Origin of the sequence: Paramesorhizobium deserti (genome assembly GCF_001558695.1) — a bacterium.
GTDB classification, from domain to species: domain Bacteria; phylum Pseudomonadota; class Alphaproteobacteria; order Rhizobiales; family Rhizobiaceae; genus Paramesorhizobium; species Paramesorhizobium deserti.
In genome coordinates, this window is record NZ_LNTU01000011.1 from 1 (window position 1) to 16240 (window position 16240).

At 59.9% G+C, this 16240-nt stretch carries 17 protein-coding genes and 1 pseudogene; 7 read left to right on the forward strand and 11 right to left on the reverse strand.

Annotated features, from left to right (window positions below):
* Positions 1-411: 411 nt before the first annotated feature.
* From ATN84_RS26810 to ATN84_RS09065, 7 genes and pseudogenes are all read right to left on the reverse strand, one after another.
* Positions 412-651, reverse strand: a complete 240-nt coding sequence (locus ATN84_RS26810; RefSeq protein ID WP_153020176.1) for a hypothetical protein — start codon at positions 649-651, stop codon at positions 412-414.
* Positions 652-779: 128 nt separating this feature from the next.
* A pseudogene (locus ATN84_RS25935) lies at positions 780-1054 on the reverse strand (transposase); the annotation flags it as partial.
* 20 nt (positions 1055-1074) lie between these two features.
* The gene (locus ATN84_RS09045) at positions 1075-1728 is read right to left on the reverse strand and encodes an Eco29kI family restriction endonuclease (RefSeq protein WP_068881349.1); all 654 of its coding nucleotides are present in this window, start codon (positions 1726-1728) and stop codon (positions 1075-1077) included.
* Positions 1725-2888 carry a DNA cytosine methyltransferase gene (locus ATN84_RS09050; protein WP_244491044.1) on the reverse strand — a complete coding sequence of 388 codons (1164 nt, stop codon included), beginning with the start codon at positions 2886-2888 and terminating at the stop codon, positions 1725-1727. Before ATN84_RS09050 ends, ATN84_RS09045 begins: the two co-directional genes overlap by 4 nt.
* Complete coding sequence (locus ATN84_RS09055; RefSeq protein WP_068881350.1) at positions 2872-3312, reverse strand: very short patch repair endonuclease; 441 nt, start codon at positions 3310-3312, stop codon at positions 2872-2874. Before ATN84_RS09055 ends, ATN84_RS09050 begins: the two co-directional genes overlap by 17 nt.
* 3 nt (positions 3313-3315) lie before the next feature.
* Positions 3316-3837 carry a hypothetical protein gene (locus ATN84_RS09060; RefSeq protein ID WP_068881351.1) on the reverse strand — a complete coding sequence of 174 codons (522 nt, stop codon included), beginning with the start codon at positions 3835-3837 and terminating at the stop codon, positions 3316-3318.
* Between the two features lie 425 nt (positions 3838-4262).
* Positions 4263-5300, reverse strand: coding sequence for an IS110 family RNA-guided transposase (locus ATN84_RS09065; protein WP_068881360.1), 1038 nt, complete (start codon positions 5298-5300; stop codon positions 4263-4265).
* A 582-nt stretch (positions 5301-5882) separates the two neighbouring features.
* Here ATN84_RS09065 and ATN84_RS09070 point away from each other — a divergent pair.
* Positions 5883-6092 (forward strand): hypothetical protein, encoded by a 210-nt coding sequence (locus tag ATN84_RS09070; RefSeq protein ID WP_201026347.1) that lies wholly within the window; start codon positions 5883-5885, stop codon positions 6090-6092.
* 282 nt (positions 6093-6374) lie between these two features.
* Here the strand turns inward: ATN84_RS09070 and ilvD are convergent, their stop codons facing one another.
* On the reverse strand, positions 6375-8048 hold the full coding sequence (gene ilvD, locus ATN84_RS09075) for a dihydroxy-acid dehydratase (RefSeq protein ID WP_068881361.1): 1674 nt from the start codon (positions 8046-8048) through the stop codon (positions 6375-6377).
* 103 nt (positions 8049-8151) lie between these two features.
* Between ilvD and ATN84_RS09080 the strand changes: the two genes are divergently transcribed.
* Positions 8152-9069, forward strand: a complete 918-nt coding sequence (locus ATN84_RS09080) for a LysR family transcriptional regulator (RefSeq protein ID WP_068881352.1) — start codon at positions 8152-8154, stop codon at positions 9067-9069.
* Between the two features lie 369 nt (positions 9070-9438).
* On the opposite strand, the gene ATN84_RS09085 is transcribed toward ATN84_RS09080, so the two are convergent.
* Positions 9439-10278 (reverse strand): oxidoreductase, encoded by an 840-nt coding sequence (locus ATN84_RS09085; protein ID WP_068881353.1) that lies wholly within the window; start codon positions 10276-10278, stop codon positions 9439-9441.
* Between the two features lie 50 nt (positions 10279-10328).
* Here ATN84_RS09085 and ATN84_RS09090 point away from each other — a divergent pair, with 50 nt between their 5' ends.
* Complete coding sequence (locus ATN84_RS09090) at positions 10329-10955, forward strand: TetR/AcrR family transcriptional regulator (protein ID WP_068881354.1); 627 nt, start codon at positions 10329-10331, stop codon at positions 10953-10955.
* Between the two features lie 57 nt (positions 10956-11012).
* Here the strand turns inward: ATN84_RS09090 and ATN84_RS27755 are convergent, their stop codons facing one another.
* Positions 11013-11711 carry an SDR family oxidoreductase gene (locus ATN84_RS27755; RefSeq protein ID WP_425287385.1) on the reverse strand — a complete coding sequence of 233 codons (699 nt, stop codon included), beginning with the start codon at positions 11709-11711 and terminating at the stop codon, positions 11013-11015.
* Positions 11699-12595, reverse strand: coding sequence for a dihydrodipicolinate synthase family protein (locus tag ATN84_RS09095; RefSeq protein WP_068881355.1), 897 nt, complete (start codon positions 12593-12595; stop codon positions 11699-11701). Before ATN84_RS09095 ends, ATN84_RS27755 begins: the two co-directional genes overlap by 13 nt.
* Before the next feature lie 120 nt (positions 12596-12715).
* Between ATN84_RS09095 and ATN84_RS09100 the strand changes: the two genes are divergently transcribed.
* Genes ATN84_RS09100 through ATN84_RS09115 form a run of 4 tightly spaced genes read left to right on the forward strand, consistent with a single transcriptional unit; the run spans position 12716 to position 16206 of the window.
* Positions 12716-13447 carry an FCD domain-containing protein gene (locus tag ATN84_RS09100; protein ID WP_068881356.1) on the forward strand — a complete coding sequence of 244 codons (732 nt, stop codon included), beginning with the start codon at positions 12716-12718 and terminating at the stop codon, positions 13445-13447.
* A 48-nt stretch (positions 13448-13495) separates the two neighbouring features.
* Positions 13496-14452: a sialic acid TRAP transporter substrate-binding protein SiaP gene (locus ATN84_RS09105; RefSeq protein WP_244491045.1), complete on the forward strand. Its 957-nt coding sequence runs from the start codon at positions 13496-13498 to the stop codon at positions 14450-14452.
* A gap of 54 nt (positions 14453-14506) precedes the next feature.
* Positions 14507-14983 (forward strand): TRAP transporter small permease, encoded by a 477-nt coding sequence (locus ATN84_RS09110; protein WP_068881362.1) that lies wholly within the window; start codon positions 14507-14509, stop codon positions 14981-14983.
* A complete protein-coding gene (locus ATN84_RS09115; protein WP_068881358.1) occupies positions 14980-16206 on the forward strand; it encodes a TRAP transporter large permease in 1227 nt (408 codons plus the stop codon). Before ATN84_RS09110 ends, ATN84_RS09115 begins: the two co-directional genes overlap by 4 nt.
* Positions 16207-16240 lie beyond the last annotated feature (34 nt).

Below are 16240 nucleotides of genomic sequence, written 5' to 3' on the forward strand. Positions count from 1 at the left end.
AAAACTATCGGCTCGAAGTAGCCAAGCTGCTTGTCCGCCGTGGAGCAACGGTCGAGAAGTGCCAAAGGCTGATCGCAACTGACAATTCCATTATGACCGGGATCGCAGTTGCGGGTGTTGCCGCCGCTGCAGGAGCTGCCGCCCATAACTATGGCGGTGGCGGATATTATCCTTCCTACCCTCGGACATATACGGGCAATTGCCCAACACCTGATAGTCTGGATGCGGCTGGAAACCGCTGCGGAGCCCGAAGCGCGGCATCAAGGCCAGGAGGCTATGATGGATATGGATCGTGGGCACCGAGTTATGGGAGCAGTTATAACTCCTATGGTGGCTCGACCTATGTTCGGGGCTACTACCGCCGCGACGGCACTTACGTCAGACCGCATTACAGGAGACGATAGACTGCCCCTATTCAGGCTTGGCTGTGAGAGCGCAAGACATAATCATCAGGAATCGTTCGAGCGCTCGTTTGTGCAGGTCATCACGCGGCCGACACGCCAGAAAATCATCAACGGAAATCCAGTCGATGGGCTTCGCTGGAACGCCGTTTTTCTCGAACGCAATATAAAGAAGCAGGTCATCACGGTCGAACACGATTCGCCACGCGGCGGTTTCGTCTTCTGCTAGGCTATAGGTAAGGATTGCCATAGTATCTCCCCTTTCGTTGGGAGCATGGCGGAAAAGGCCGTGCTAGACGATCATCAGATCTAAGCATTGACAGAGGCACGGATACTGGAATTCGAAGGCCAAGCCGATTAAGGCGAGATGATCGACGGTGCATCGGCAAGCACAGTGCCAAACCGCACATCAGCGGCGATCAGCCGATCGATCTCGTCGAGCGCGATCTGCGATTTGGTGCGGGATATGGCATTGGCTGGGGAACGCAGGCCTTGGCCATCCAATCTTGATCGCTGGTCCAGTTTCGGACAGAAACAGCCCGCAAGCCGACTGGAACAGGCACCTGGTCGCGCGCCAATGTCAGTGATACCAGCGTCTGGCAATTGGCTCTTTTCCCGAGCATCGACGCATATCGCGGCGCGACCCCAGCCGTTCCATCTGGCCGCTATGGTCCTAACGGTCGAATACGATGTGCCCACTTCTCGGCGGTTCATGCTCCTGGAGGAAGGCAACGACCCGCTCTTGGATTTCCGCCAAGCTTTCCACCCGCTCCCGGCATTTCATGGCCCATGCCCTTCCGGGATGGAGGACGTCCCATAGCGGCCGGAGACCATTGTATCTCCCGGATCCGGGGTCATGATTGCCAAAGCCGTCGAGGACCCGGTTCCAAAGTGGTTTGAATGTCGCGATCAAAAGACTTTCGCCAAGTGGTATCCATATGTCGTCGACAATGAGGAACTTCGCCAAGAAATCTGAGACCTTGAGATTATCCGTCCCATGCCGTTCGACTAGGGCGATCGACTCCCGATGCTCTCCGAGCCGATTGAACAGCCACCGGCCCTTGGCTTCCGAGAAAAGGCTGGAGCCACGACGCGAACCGCTTGGGATTGCCTTGCCGATATAGATCGGCCACCTCAGTTCCTCGGCGTTCGCCTCGCTAATCGGTGCGTACGGTGGATAATCGCCTCTATAGTAAATCACGTAGATCCCGGCACCCTCGAAGGCGGGAATATCGCCGATTGGATACTCGGGCTGGTCAAGAAGCGCCTCCGCCACCGATTTGCCGAGGTTAAGTTTGTCGAGAGGATTGTAGGGCCCGCGTGTCATGCCCCACTCGACAAGAGATGCTCGCGAACCGACTTTGCGACAACTTCACCCAATGTGACGGGCACGGCGTTGCCAAGCTGGCGCATCGCCTCGCTCCAGGCCCCATGCAGCACGTAATTATCGGGGAAGGCTTGTAGACGCGCGCTTTCCCGGATCGTGAAATACCGAACACTGCCGTCTGCGCGTCGCAACATGTTTTCTCCGCCAGGAACACCGTGGACGCCGGCTTTTAGCGTCTTTGCAGGCTCGTCGAGCGGACTGCCAGTGTGGCCGACATAGCTTCGCGCGCCCGGTTGAAGACGATGGTTCAGGAACCCGCCGCTTTTGCCATCCAACCTAGGTTCAGGTAATCCCTCCAATGCGTCGCGGACGGTTCGCCAAGGCATCTCGGCTGGCTTTTCCTTGAGGGACTCGCCACGAGCCTTGAATCTTTCGTTGATGACGCGGTTCTTCTTGGCCACTCGGTGATGGTCCCAATATCCGTCCGTCTTGAACTGGGAATATAGCAGCGCGTCGAGCGAATGCGTTTCCCGGGGAAAGCACCAATCGGCGACGATACCCTCCGCGAAGCCCACGAAAACGACGCGCTCGCGCTTCTGCGCCACGCCGAAATTCGCGGCGTTCACCAGTTGGTGGACGACTCGATATTCGATGCGGCCGCCAGAGGTGTGATGCCGCTGCAGGCGGTCGCGGTGATCCTGCCAGTCCTCGTCGCCGTCCCGGTCCATGGAGGGATATTGAAGCTGCAGCAGTATGTAGCCAAGGTAAGTCGAGAAGGTCTCTCGCGTGAGGCCCTTCACGTTCTCGAAAATGAACGCGCGTGGTCTGATCTCCCGCACGGCGCGGACAGCCTCCGGCCACATGTCACGGCTGTCGTCATGAGCGCGGTGACGACCGCCGATCGAGAATGGCTGACATGGCGGGCCTCCGGTGACGAGATCGATCTTGCCCTCGAGTCTCCGAAAATCGACGTCCCGGACGTCCCCCTCGATAGGCGTTGGCCATGACGAAATGATGGATCCAGCGAGCTTGCGGTTTTCCCTAAGGGTGTCGCAGCACCAGCGGTCCCACTCCACCACCATCTCCGGCTTGAAGCCGGCGAGGCTGACTCCCATGCCAAGTCCGCCCGCTCCCGCGAAAAGCTCAATCGCTCGCACCATTCGCTCCCTTGCCGGCGAGGAAGCCAACGATCTCGTTCCTCAGCTTTTCCTCGTCCTTGACTTCACATTCCCAGATCACGAGCACTCGCCAACCGAGCGCGATGAGGGACTGCCTAACCCGTTCATCTCGTACCTGATTCGACGCGAGTTTCGGACCCCAAAAATCCAGCCGGGATTTGGGCATGCGGGCCAGCCTGCAGTTGGGGTCGTCATGCCGGTGCCAAAAGCATCCGTGAACGAGGATAACCGCACGGTGCCGTGATAGCACGATATCGGGTGAACCGGGAAGATCGCGCCGATGCAGTCGAAAACGGTAACCAAGGGAATGCAGTAGCCGCCGCACCCGAAGTTCCGGCTTCGTATCGCGGCCGCGGACCCGCGACATTCGCTCGGAGCGCGCGGAGGGAGAGAGTGTATCCGTCATCCTTCACCACATGAACTCAAACCGGCGATCCGGCAATATCGGTTGGAACGATGTAAAGTCACACCATCGAATGAGAGCTCGTCTCGCGATTTGTTCGATCGCTTGCGCGGCGATCCTGGTCGCGAACACGCATGAATTGGCTCCCCGAGGACTTACTAGCATCGGCCACCAGAACGGGCCAGCCTTCCAACCGAGCGCGGAACCACCTTCCTGCTTGAGAAGAATGATGGCGGGCGCGTGCCGGTCTGGTTGGCGCACGAGATCGCGCAGGTCCGCGATACCAAGGATGGAGAGACCAGAACGGTCACCCGATCGGCGTTTATCGAGGCGACGTCTCACCTGGGCAAGCAAGGCTACCTTGCCATCGCTTTTCTCGGCATAGTAACAAAGAAGTCCCTTTCTCGCCTTCCATTCGAATCCGTCATTCTCCCTAAGCTCTATCGCCTCGATAAGGGCGAGACCGTCTTCGATGTCGATCTCGATGAATGCGCTGGTCGACGATGGCATGACGATGATCGTGGTCACTCACGAGATGGGGTTTGCAAGGAGGTGGCGGATCGGTTGTCTTCATGGAAAGCGGCGAGATCGTCGAGATCGTCAAGCCGGACGTTTTCTTCGACGCGCCAGCGCGAGTGAGGACCCAATACTTCATGCGCAACATCATGCACTAAAAGGTCCTTCTCTATTCGGTGTGTCGAAGTCAAGCGCATTCGAACTTTACCAAATCCGCCAACGTAATGCCTTTTGCGGGGTCTTGCTTCTCTTCGGGATGGGCCCTCGAACCCTCCCATAATGGGGTCGGAAGAATGAGGCGGAACAATCTGAACCGCGTCCTGATCCTGGTAAATGGACCGGTACCGGACCTATTGCGAACTCACCTCACCCGTCGTCCCGCGAAGGACATCTTTCCGCTGGTCGGCGGAACTCTGTTTTCCGTGTTTGCAGGCTGGTCAGATGGCTGCTGGGAAGCGTTCCCTTGTCCAACAGAACTCAGTGCCGTCACTCCACATACGATGCATGATGACGGCGAGGCGGCGCGCGAGAGCCACAATGGCCTTTTGGGCGCCACGCCGTTTGGCGACGTTCATCGCCCAGGCTTTCAACCAGGACCACTTTGCGACCCGGGTGAGAAGTACCTGCGCTGCTTCATAGAGCAACGTTCGCATCATGCCGTCCCCACACAATGAGATGCGACCAACGCGGCGGCTTTCGCCGGACTGGTTGAGCACGGGCGTCAACCCCAGGATCGGCCCCACCGCCTTTGAGTTTCTGAACCGCTGCGGAATGTCGATGGTAGCGGTATAGGCGAGCGCCACGACGGGACCAACACCCGGGATCGTCATCAAGCGCCGACAAACCTCATCGTTCTTGACGATCAGTAGAAGCTTGCGGTGCAGAGCTGCAAAGTGTTCTCGCAGCGTCCGGCGCGCATCAAGCAGCGGCTCGATAACCTCAGCCAGTTCTAAGTTTCCTTCGACGAGTTCGCGGATGCGCGCCTCGAATTTCACCGCTCCGACCACGCCGACCTTAAGGCCGAAGTTACGCAACAGGCCGCGGATGTCGTTCTCGATGGCAAGGGCTTTCTCCTGTAGCAGCTTGCGTGCCGTCAGCAACGCCCGACGCTTCTGGCTGGTCAGCGTCTTCACGTGCACCGGACGATACAGATTCACACGCATCATCTGGGCAATGCCGCGGGCGTCGTTGCGGTCGCTCTTGTTCGGCTGCGCCTTGAGGAACGCCTTGGTGTGGCGGGTTTCGATGCAGATCACCGGCAAGCCGGCCCTGGCTAGGCCTTCGAACAGCCATTGTGACAAAGGCCCAGCCTCAAGCCCGATCCGCTCGATCTGCAACCCAGAAGTCTTCAGAACCGCGATGAGATCATCGGGATGGCTGACAGCCTTCACCTCACGGCAAATCTTGCCCGTCTCATCAACGATGCAAACCGACGTCTCTTTCACGGACACGTCGAGTCCGGCATAATGCTTCATGCTGCGTTCCTTTCCTGATGCTTGTGGCTGTTGCGTGCAGACCACGTTTACCATCAGCCAGGAGCGCAGCGCCGCCTTCATACCAAGCTCAATGATAGGGACCGGGCACCAGGCCGAATACCCCATCTGAACAGGTGCGCTTTCGACGGCCTGCGAATCCCTCCCTGCCCTCTGGCCAAAAACGCATGGGAGCCGAAAGGCGACGCAGGCAGATTCACGTCCGATTGGTGGCTTTGGCGGCAGCGCGCCCAGGTCGGATACTGAAGGCGGCACCGGCGCATTGTGGAGGCGGACCACGCACACGCGCCGCCACCGCCATTTGTTCTGATCTGTAATGGCTACCCCACCAAAAGACGTTCCTTCCCAAGCGGGTCGACGCCGGTTGCATCCAAGGTAATATGTTTGAATGCCCATGCCCGAAGGCCAGAACGGACCGAAGTGAATCCGGGACCGCTGAGCCAGCAGCAACCGGTATCGCGCGGACAGGGCGACTTTAGGGCAGTGGGCAGCGCGGATCGGATTGAGTGAACGCACCTTGAGCAGATCACTTCTCAACGAGACCGGGAGCGCGCCTCGCTCTGGATGAAGAAACACAAAGCCGAACTTCGGAGTCTTGTCCTGGCGATGATCGTGATCGAGCCAAGCGCCACGAAGCGTCTGGCATTCAAGCCCTTTGGTTTACCTTTCGCCAAATTCTGGGGCTTTCCGCTAAGGCTCGTCTCGTCTCGTGAAGAGGCGATCGAGGTCGCTGGGAATCTGCTGTCAGAGCGCGCCGTCTCAAAAATTGCCTGACGCCAACTGCGCGAAGTCGGGCCTGTTGATGCTTCGCGGTCATCCTCCCCCCAGCCAGTGGCTCAGCAACTGCTCCTGCGGCCTTGCCATGCGATAGTCGCGGATGAGCACAACTCGGTCCGCTGGAGTCGTATGAGCGCACGCGTCCGCCATTCAGAAGATAAGGCATAGCGCGGAGGGTATCGCTGGCTTACAAAATCCGCCGAAACGCCTGTACGGAAAAAAGGCGGCGGCCACATCGGATGAGGTGATGCGGCCGCCCCCTTTTAAACGTCTCCGGAACTAGCCAGTAAGAGCTCCCTCGTTCGCCGGACGCGCGAGTGTGGAGAACTTCGCCAAGACGCCACGTGTGTATCTAGGTGGCGGCTGACGCCAGGCTGCTCTGCGACGTGCGATCTCGGCATCGTCAACTTCCAACTGCAGGAGTTGACGGTGGGCATCGATGGTGATGATGTCTCCCTCGACAACGAACGCGATTGTCCCGCCTTCATAAGCTTCGGGTGCAACATGACCGACAACCATGCCCCATGTCCCTCCGGAGAAGCGTCCGTCGGTGATGAGACCAACACTATCACCGAGACCACGCCCGATAATGGCGGATGTCGGCGCAAGCATTTCGGGCATGCCGGGTCCGCCTTTGGGACCAAGATAACGAAGGACAAGGACATCTCCGGGCCGGATTCTGTCCCCCAGGATAGCCTCCATCGCCGATTCCTCGTCTTCGAAGACCCGCGCCGGCCCCGAAATGACGGGGCTTTTCAATCCGGTGATCTTCGCCACCGCGCCGTCTTCTGCAAGGTTACCCTTCAAAATTGCCAGGTGGCCCTCGTCGTAAAGCGCTTCTGAGATGGTACGGATCACGTCCTGATCAGCTCTCGGTTCGTCTGGGACTCCCGCCAATTCCTCACCCAAAGTGCGGCCCGTGATCGTCAAGCGATCCCCATGCAGCAGTCCCGCATTGAGCAGGATCTTGAGCACCTGGGGCACGCCGCCCGCCTTGTGGAGATCGACCGCCATGTATTTGCCCGACGGCTTCAGGTCGCAGATGACAGGAACCTTGCGACGCACCCGTTCAAAGTCGTCCAGGCTCCACTCGACCTCCGCTGCGCTGGCAATGGCCAGATAGTGTAGCACCGCGTTGGTGGAGCCGCCCGTTGCCATGATCAGCATCACGGCATTTTCGATGGATTCACGCGTGATAATGTCCTTTGGCTTGATGCCCTTCTTGACCGCCTCCACCAAAACCCTTGCCGACTCCGCTGCGCTGTCCACCTTCTCCTGGTCGGGATTAGCCATGTTGGAGGAGTAGAGAAGAGACATCCCGAGAGCCTCGAAGGAGGAACTCATCGTGTTAGCGGTGTACATCCCGCCGCAAGACCCTGTCGTGGGACAGGCGTTGCGTTCAACGCCCTCGAAATCCTCCTCACTGATCTTTCCAGCCATGTAGGATCCAACGGCTTCGAATGCTGAGACGATGGACAAGTCCTGCCCTTTCCAATTGCCGGGCTTGATGGTGCCGCCATAGACGTAGATGGCTGGGACGTTGGCGCGCACGATCCCGATCATTCCGCCAGGCATGTTCTTGTCACATCCGCCAAGAACCAGAACGCCATCCATCCACTGTCCTTGGACCGACGTTTCTACGCAGTCCGCGATGACCTCTCTGGATACCAGGGAATACTTCATGCCTTCGGTGCCCATAGACATCCCGTCCGAAATCGTCGGCGTGCCGAAAATCTGAGGGTTGGCGCCGGCGGCCCGTATTGCGGCCACCGCGGCATCCGCCAGCGGCTGCAGGCCCGCGTTGCATGGCGTAATCGTGGAATGCCCGTTGGCAATTCCGATCATCGGCTTGTCAAAATCAGCCTTCTCGTAACCGAGCGCATAATACATGGCACGGTTGGGCGAGCGGGCTATGCCCTCCGTGATATGCTTCGACCTGTCATTATAGGGCAAGGGGGCCTCCTGAAATGGCTTGTTTGGGCCAAACATATTGTCCTCTTTAGGTCGTGTGAAATATAAAGTCTGGCCTCCTGTAAGTCGTTACGGATATTAATCAATGGAATTGCGTCAGCTTCGTCATGTGGTAGCAGTTGCCGACACGCTCCATTTCGGCAAGGCTGCCGAGCGCCTGAATATGACCCAGCCCCCTCTGAGCCAATCCATTATGGCGATAGAGGATGAGTTGGGCGTGCGGCTGTTCGAGCGAACAAAGCGACGGGTCGTGCTGACCGAGATCGGGAGCCAGTGGGTGTCCCACGCCCGCAAGGTGGTGGATTCCGTGGCGGAACTTCCGGGCATTGCGCGCCGACTGTCGATCGGGGAAATGGGTCGACTGAGGCTCTCGTTCGTCAGCACCACCGGATACAGCATCTTTCCGGCTCTGATCAGCGGCTACCGCAAAGCCTTTCCGGCCGTCGATCTTGAGCTCACCGAGGCGACCAGCGATGTGCAGGTGGAGGCGCTCGTTGAACGTCGTATCGATGTCGGTATCGTCATCGCAAGCTCGCGCGCCGCAATGCCTCCCGGTGTGAGTTACCGCCCGCTCCTTTCGGAACCGCTGATTGCCGCGGTGCCGCAAACTTGGTTGGACGACGGTGGCCTCGAACACGACGCGCCTCCCACTATCCTGGTGCAACCTCTGATCATTTTTCCGCGCCGCTCGGCCCCAGGCCTCCACGACGCCGTTCTCGACATCTACCGAAGGGAGGGCATGGCGCCGAACATCATCCAGGAAGCGATACAGATGCAGACGATTATTGGCTTGGTGGCGTCAGGCATGGGGATGTCGATCGTGCCTCAGTCGATGGAAAACCTGCAGCGACCCGGCGTAAGGTATATCCCGATGCGGAGCCACGTGCCGAGAATCGAAACGGGGCTCATTTGGCGCGAAACCGACGACAACCCGGCATTGGTGAATTTTCTGCTCCACGCCGCGGTAGTTGAAGGACTTCGAACCAAGGATCGAATTGGATAGTTTCCCCGCTGCTGAGAGGTTCATGGTGATCATTGGTGCATCCAAGCGGGTACTTGTTGGCATGCGATGCCCGCTTCGGGGCGCGCAAAGCTGTCATTGTCTTGCGCTTGAAGGGATTAGAACCGACGACTCTGTTGTTACAAAAGTCCTCTGCCTCAAATTTTTCAATAGCATACGTCGGCCTGACCTCGATGGAATGACCGATTTGGGGCCGAATCCGGTCGGTCCGGTTTTGAGAAATGCTCCTCGGTTAGCTGCCGTTCTGGGTATACCGCATGAGGCAAAATTTGCCCAGCCAGCTTGACGCCATAGCGGACTTATGAAGACGCGCGGAGCGCCTTCATAAGCTGCTGTAGACTCAAGCGCTCATCATGCGAAGCTGGTTGAACGCGAAAGCTCCTCCCACGCGCCGATTTCGGCCCGCATCCCGTCGAGTTTCTGCTCGACAAGTCCAAGTGCATCATCGCCCAGGAACAGCCGCACCGGCGGATTCTCGGCATCGACCAGCGCGAGCAACGCCTGCGCAGCCTTGGCTGGATCGCCTGGTTGGTTGCCGCTCTTGGCCTGTCGTGCGGCGCGGATCGGATCCATGACCGCGTCATAGTCGGTAATGCTGCGCGGTGTGCGATCCATCGAGCGCCCGGCCCAGTCCGTGCGGAATTGGCCGGGAGCGAGCGCCGTCACCCGAATTCCAAGGCTCGCCACTTCCTTGCCGAGCGCTTCGGAGATGCCTTCGAGCGCAAATTTGCTTCCGCAATAGAAGGTGATCCCAGGCATGGTGATGAAGCCGCCCATGGACGTGACGTTGACGATATGGCCCCGCCGCCGCTCGCGCATACCTGGTAGCACCGCCTTGATCATCGCGACGGGTCCGAAGACGTTGGCGGCGAACTGGCGCTGAAGATCGTCCATCGACGATTCCTCCAGCACGCCCTCATGGCCATAACCCGCATTATTCACCAGCACGTCGATCGGACCGCCCTGCCGTTCGGCTTCGACGATAGCCGCCGGGATCGCGTCGAAATCGGTCACCTCCAGCATGACCGGGTGAGCGCGATCGGGAGCGAGCGCGGCGAAGGTCTCAGCGTCGCCCTCCCGCCGCACGGTGCCGATCACATGGTGGCCCGCTTCAAGCGCGCCTGAGGCAAATGCTCGTCCGAGGCCGGAACTGACGCCGGTGACGAGAAATGTTTTGGGGGTGGAAGCCATGGTACAACTCCGGGCTATGATTAAAACTATATCATGATATAGATAAAGACATGACACGAAACAAGACTCAGCCAGCACCGACTGCCGCGAGGGGCGAACCGCTTCGCCAGCGCGTGATGGACGCAGCGGAGCGGCTGCTCCGCCGGGGCAAAGCCGATTTCTCGATGCGCGACCTTGCCACCGAAGCCGGGGTCAGTTTCGCGACGCCGTTCAATCAGTTCGGGAGCAAGGCTGCGATCATGCATGCCCTTTCGGGGCGGCGAATCGATACGATGGCCAAGCGCTTTGCCGAGATGTCTCCGCCTGCCGATGCCGCCGGCAGGGTGCTGTTGGCGATCGACACGGCGGTCGAGGTGATGCTGGAGGAGCCGGAGATAAACCGAGCCGTGATGGGGTGGATCGGCACGGCCGGTCCGCCCCCCGGAAAGGTCCTGGCGCACTCTACGACCTTATGGTCGCTGGCCCTGGGAGCCGGAGAAGGCTTGATCGCGGCGGGCAGGCAGAAGGCGCTGCGCTGTTTGCCAGAACAGCTCGCCTTTGCCTTTCGTGGGGTTCTATCGTTCTGGACCGCCGGCGAACTGCCGGATGAGGCGCTTGCCTCGAATGCGCGAGAGATTGCGAAGACGTTGCTGTTCGGATTTGCTGAACGTCCGCTATTCTGCGATTCCGCCTCCTAAGCTGCCGTTCGGGAATCCACCCCATCCCGGTCGTTGGCTTCCACTCGCTAGCTGAGGCTAGGAAATGTTTGCCCGACGTCGCGATCGGGGCCGGTTGCTGCCTGTCCGGTCTGGAGCGGGTGAACAGGATAGCTGACGCTCACCAATCAGATCGCGCATGTCGGCTGACGGCCCGGGACGATCCTCCAGAGTCCCAACGGGGCTGCCCCGATGCCGAGCGGACAGTCGAACTTCGGTGGGCCACAGCAGTCTCCCGACGCGACAACTGAATGGTGCCCGCGCCATCGGCCGGACCAACCAGCGCGCCGTTGTTGACCGGGCAAGTCGCTCATCGCGAAGGCGGAAGCAGGACACGCCTATATTTCTGTGCGACAGAACGGACAATGATCTCGTTGACGCCGACCTCCCGCGGCTGCGGCCTCGGCGATGAGCGCGACCTGATCCATGGACATGATGGTCTCCTAGATTGGGTTGGCCGCGACGGGCCGAGCGGTCACTGCGCCGTATAGCCGCCGTCGACGAAGAGCTGCGCCCCGGTGATGAAGCTCGACCGGGGGAGGCCAGGAAGGCGATCGCATCGGCCACCTCCTCCGGGCGGCCGATGCGCCCGACCGGGTGGGCGTCGCCGAAGCTGCGCAGCATCTCCCGACCGTTCTCGACCACGCCTTCCATGATGTCGGTGTCGATGACACCGGGCAGGAACGACCGGCGTCTCGCGCTGATTTGTCCGCGACGTCGCGGCTTCAGGGGAGCCAGCGGACCACGTCGCTCTCGCTGAGGAAGGCCGCGATGCGTGCCCTGGCATCGTCCGTCTTCAGCATCATCGGCGCCCTCGACGGTCCGACATCCACCCCCCGCAGGCCAAGAGCAACCTTGATGCCGGGCATTACGCCGGTTTCGAGCAGGATCTCGACGAAGCGCTGTGAGATCGACTGCAGATGCCGCGCCGTCACGATGTCTGAATTGCGCATACTGGCGTCAATCGCCGTGTAGAGTTTGCCGAACAGGTTGTAGGTCGTACCAATGCCGCCATCGGTACCAATGGCCGCCGCCGCCGCATAGGCTTCGTCATAGCCGAAATAGAAGACCTTGTCCGGCCGTGCTCGGCGAAGGGACCCGAACTTGAAGAGATCCATGGAGGAGAACTTCAGGCCCGCCACGTTCGGCAGGTCGAGGATATCGAGCAACAGCGGCATGGGCAGCGGACGGCCGGTGCGGGCGGGGATCTCGTAAACGATCAGCGGCAGCGACGTCGCGGCCGAAAGAGCCTTGTAGTAGGCAAGGATTTCGGCGTCGCCAAACGGATAGCTGTGTGGCGGCAGCGCCGACAAGGCATGATAGCCGTGACGCTCCGCCTCCTTGGCGAGGAAAGTCGAAGCCTTGAGCGAGGGTAGGCCCACATGGGCAATCAGGGTCGCGCCGCTTGACTTGGCATCTTCCGCGACCACCGCCAGGACATCGGCCAGTTCGCCGCTTTCCAGCATGCCCGATTCCCCGCTGCTTCCGGCAACATAGAGGCCTGCCATCCCCTGACGAAGCACATAGGCATCAAGTTCTCTCTGCCGCTCCGGGGAAAAGTTCCCGTCTTCATCCATTGCCGTCAACAGAGCTGCGAAGATACCGGAAAGTGCTTTCGTCATGGCGCGTCCAATCTGCTTTTCGAAGTCGCCACTTATGGCTCAGCCGCAATTGGTTTGACAACAGATATTTTTGGCCTTACCAAAATGTCAGCTCTGCAAAACGAAAGTGACGAATTATTGATGCCAACCGCCACCTTGCCTGGAGATGCCTCAACCGCGGTCACCGTCCCCCGGCAGTCGGTGCAGGAGATCGCCGATGAGCTGATCCGACTAATCAGACGCGGCGATATCGGCCAGGACGACGCCCTTCCGACCGAACGGGAGCTCTGTGCTCGCTACGACGCATCGCGCCCCACGATCCGTGAGGCCCTGGCGCTCGTGCAGCATCGTGGCTACATCGACGCAGGCGGAGGCCGCAGACCACGCGCTAAACGCCCCGCGCTCGCGGATGTTCTGCGCAATGCCGGCGGCACGATTCGCGACATACTGGGCGACGTCGAATCCAACGCCCATCTCGAGCAGATGCGGGGCTTTATCGAGGTCGGCGCGGTTCGCGAGGCGGCGAGCCGGGCGGGGACTGTCGACATCGCTCGCATAGGAGCCGCACTCGACAACAATCGCCAGGCGATCGGTACACCGGCCTTCGCCCAGACCGACATCATGTTTCACCGGGCGATCGTTGCGGTGGCCGCGAACCCGGTGATCCTGACATTGCACGACATGTTCGTCTCCGACTTGCTGGCCGCCAGGCCGGCGGAAAAGGATCCTGCCACCCACGATCGCATCGTCTACGACGAGCACCGCGCCATCTTCGAGGCACTCATCAGGCGCGACGGCCATGCCGCGATCGACGAGATGGACCGTCATCTCGCCCGTTCGTTTCGCGATCGCCTCGCGCGACCAGGGCCGTGAAGGCCGATCGCAAAGCAGCAGCAAAACCAAGAAGGAGGAGGTTTGGAAATGTTGAGGAGAATGATGGCGAGCGCGGCCATGCTGGCGCTTCTAACAGGCGCCACCTGCGCGAAGGAGATCACCTTCGGATCCCAGGAAAACGAGAACTCCAATGTCTACAAGGGCATGGTGGCATTCCAGGAGAAGCTGAACGAGCTTTCCGGTGGGGACCTGACGGCGAAACTCTTTCCGTCGTCGCAGCTCGGAGACTTCAAGGCCATGGTCGCCATGATGCAGGCCGGAGAACTCGACATGGCCACAACCGGCTATCCGGACATGTCCTATGTCATTCCGGAACTGGCTCTTGTCGGCGCGCCCTATGTCGTCACGGACTTCCCCGCGCTTGAAAAGATCGTCGCCGGACCCTGGGGCCAGAAGATGGAAGCCAAATTCGAGGAACAGGGCGTGAAGGTGATCGACCTCTGGTACCTCGGCACACGCCAGACGACGGCGAATAAGCCGATCGAGAGCATCGATGATCTCAAGGGTCTGCGTATGCGCACGCCAAACGTACCTTTCCTGATTGCCTATGCCGAAGGCGTTGGCGCGACGCCCGCGCCGGTCGCCTTCGCCGAGGTCTATCTGGCTCTTCAGACCAACCAGGTCGACGCACAGGAAAACCCGCTTCCGACAATCGAGGCGATGAAGTTCTACGAGGTGCAGAAGGCAATCGCGCTCACCAATCATTTCATTGCCTCCCAGGCGATCCAGATCTCGCTCAAGACATGGGAAGACCTAAGTGAACAGGAGCGCGGCTGGATCACCGAGGCGGCCAAGGCAGGCGGGGACGTGACCGATGCGGCCAATTTCAAGGCGGAAGAAGATCTGATCACCAAGTTCAAGGATCAGGGTTTAACGATCACCGAACCGGATCTCGCGCCCTTCAAGGCCGCCATGAAGGGCTACTATGACAAGCTCGAGGAGCAATTCGGCAAGGGCTCGATCGCGGAGGTTACAGCCGAGTGATGCGGCACGGCGCCCTCCTTGGCCGAGGGCGCCTATCATCTTTCAGGAACCACCATGCAGACACGGCGACTTTACTCTCCCGAAGGAATTGCCGCGACCTTGATCTTCATCGTCTTGATCGCGGTTCTTCTCGTACAGGTGCTCGGGCGCACACCGCTGTTTCGCGGACCCGTCTGGACTGAAGAACTGGCGCGATGGCTCTGGGTCTGGATGGCCTTCATCGGCATCGGCGAGGCAGAACGGACGAACAGCCAGTTGCGCATGGACCTGCTCGCGGGGTTTCTCGGCCGGAAAGCCCGGTTCTGGCTCTTCACGGCCATCGATGTCGCCTATTTCGCAATCGTCGCCAATCTCGTCTGGATCGGCTGGAAGACCGTGACGCGGACCTGGTCGAACGCATCGGTCACCCTACCCGTTCCGGACGGGATGCTTTATCTCGCGGCATTCGTCGCCCTGCTTCTCGTCCTCTTGCGGATTGTCCTGCGCATCATCGGGCTCGGCCGGCGGGACGGCGAAGGAATCGTCCTATGATCCTGGCGACCGTGGGCCTTGGCTGGCTCGCTCTGGTTCTCGTCGGCGTGCCGATCGGCGTCGCCATGATCTTCGTCTCAATGGGCTATTTCTACTGGTCCGGGATGGGCATCATCTTTTCCGTCCAGCGAATGGTGGACGGCCTGAATTCCTTTCCCCTGCTGGCGGTCCCTCTTTTCATCCTCGCGGCGTCGATCCTCAATTCGGCTGGCATCGCCCAGCAGCTCTTTGGGTTCGCCAGGGCGCTTGTCGGCCACATCACGGGTGGTCTCGGTCATGTCAACGTCCTCGCCTCGCTGTTCTTTTCCGGTATGTCCGGTTCGGCCATGGCCGACGCGGGTGGACTCGGCAAGATGGAAATCGAGGCAATGCGGAAGGCAGGCTACGATGACGACTTTTCGGGCGCCGTCACCGCCGCGTCTTCGATGATCGGGCCGCTGGTGCCGCCGTCGATCACCATGGTGCTCTACGGCGTGATCTCCAATACCTCTATCGGCGCCCTCTTCCTTGGCGGCGTCGTTCCGGGCTTTTTGTGCGCCTTCTCGCTCATGATCATGGTCTGGCTGCTGGCCAGCAGGCGCGGCTATCCGGTCGATCCGCAGGCAAGTATCGGCGAGATCATGAGACTCTTCATCGGCTCACTTCCCGCGCTTCTGACACCGCTGGTGATCATCGGCGGCATCTTCACCGGCTATTTCTCACCAACCGAGGCGGCGGCCGTCACGGTGCTCTACGCGCTGCTCATCGATCTCCTGTTCTACCGCGAGTTGACGCTTCGCAAGCTATGGAATTCGCTTTACGAGACGGCCGCGACCTCCTCGGCCATCGCCACGATCATCGCCGGTGTGAGCCTGATGGGCTATGTCCTCGCCCGCGAACAGGCGCCGCAGCAGATCGCGCAGCTGTTCTTGTCGATCGCGGATGAGCCGATCACCTTCCTTATCGCCGTCAATCTCATGATCTTCGTCCTCGGCTCCTTTGTGGAAAGCCTCGTGGTCCTGCTCATTGTCGTGCCGATCCTGGTGCCGATCGCGCAGGGCTTTGGTATCGATCCGATCCATTTTGGCATCATCGTCGTGCTGAACCTGATGATCTCGATCCTTACCCCACCGATGGGCATGGCGCTATTCATCGTCGCGCAGGTCGGGGGAATTCCATTTCCACGGCTGGCGATGGCGATCCTGCCCTGGCTCATTCGTAAGCGTCCGGTCAGGGTTTATTGATCGGCTGGGCGATGTGCCACGGCAATAGCTCACC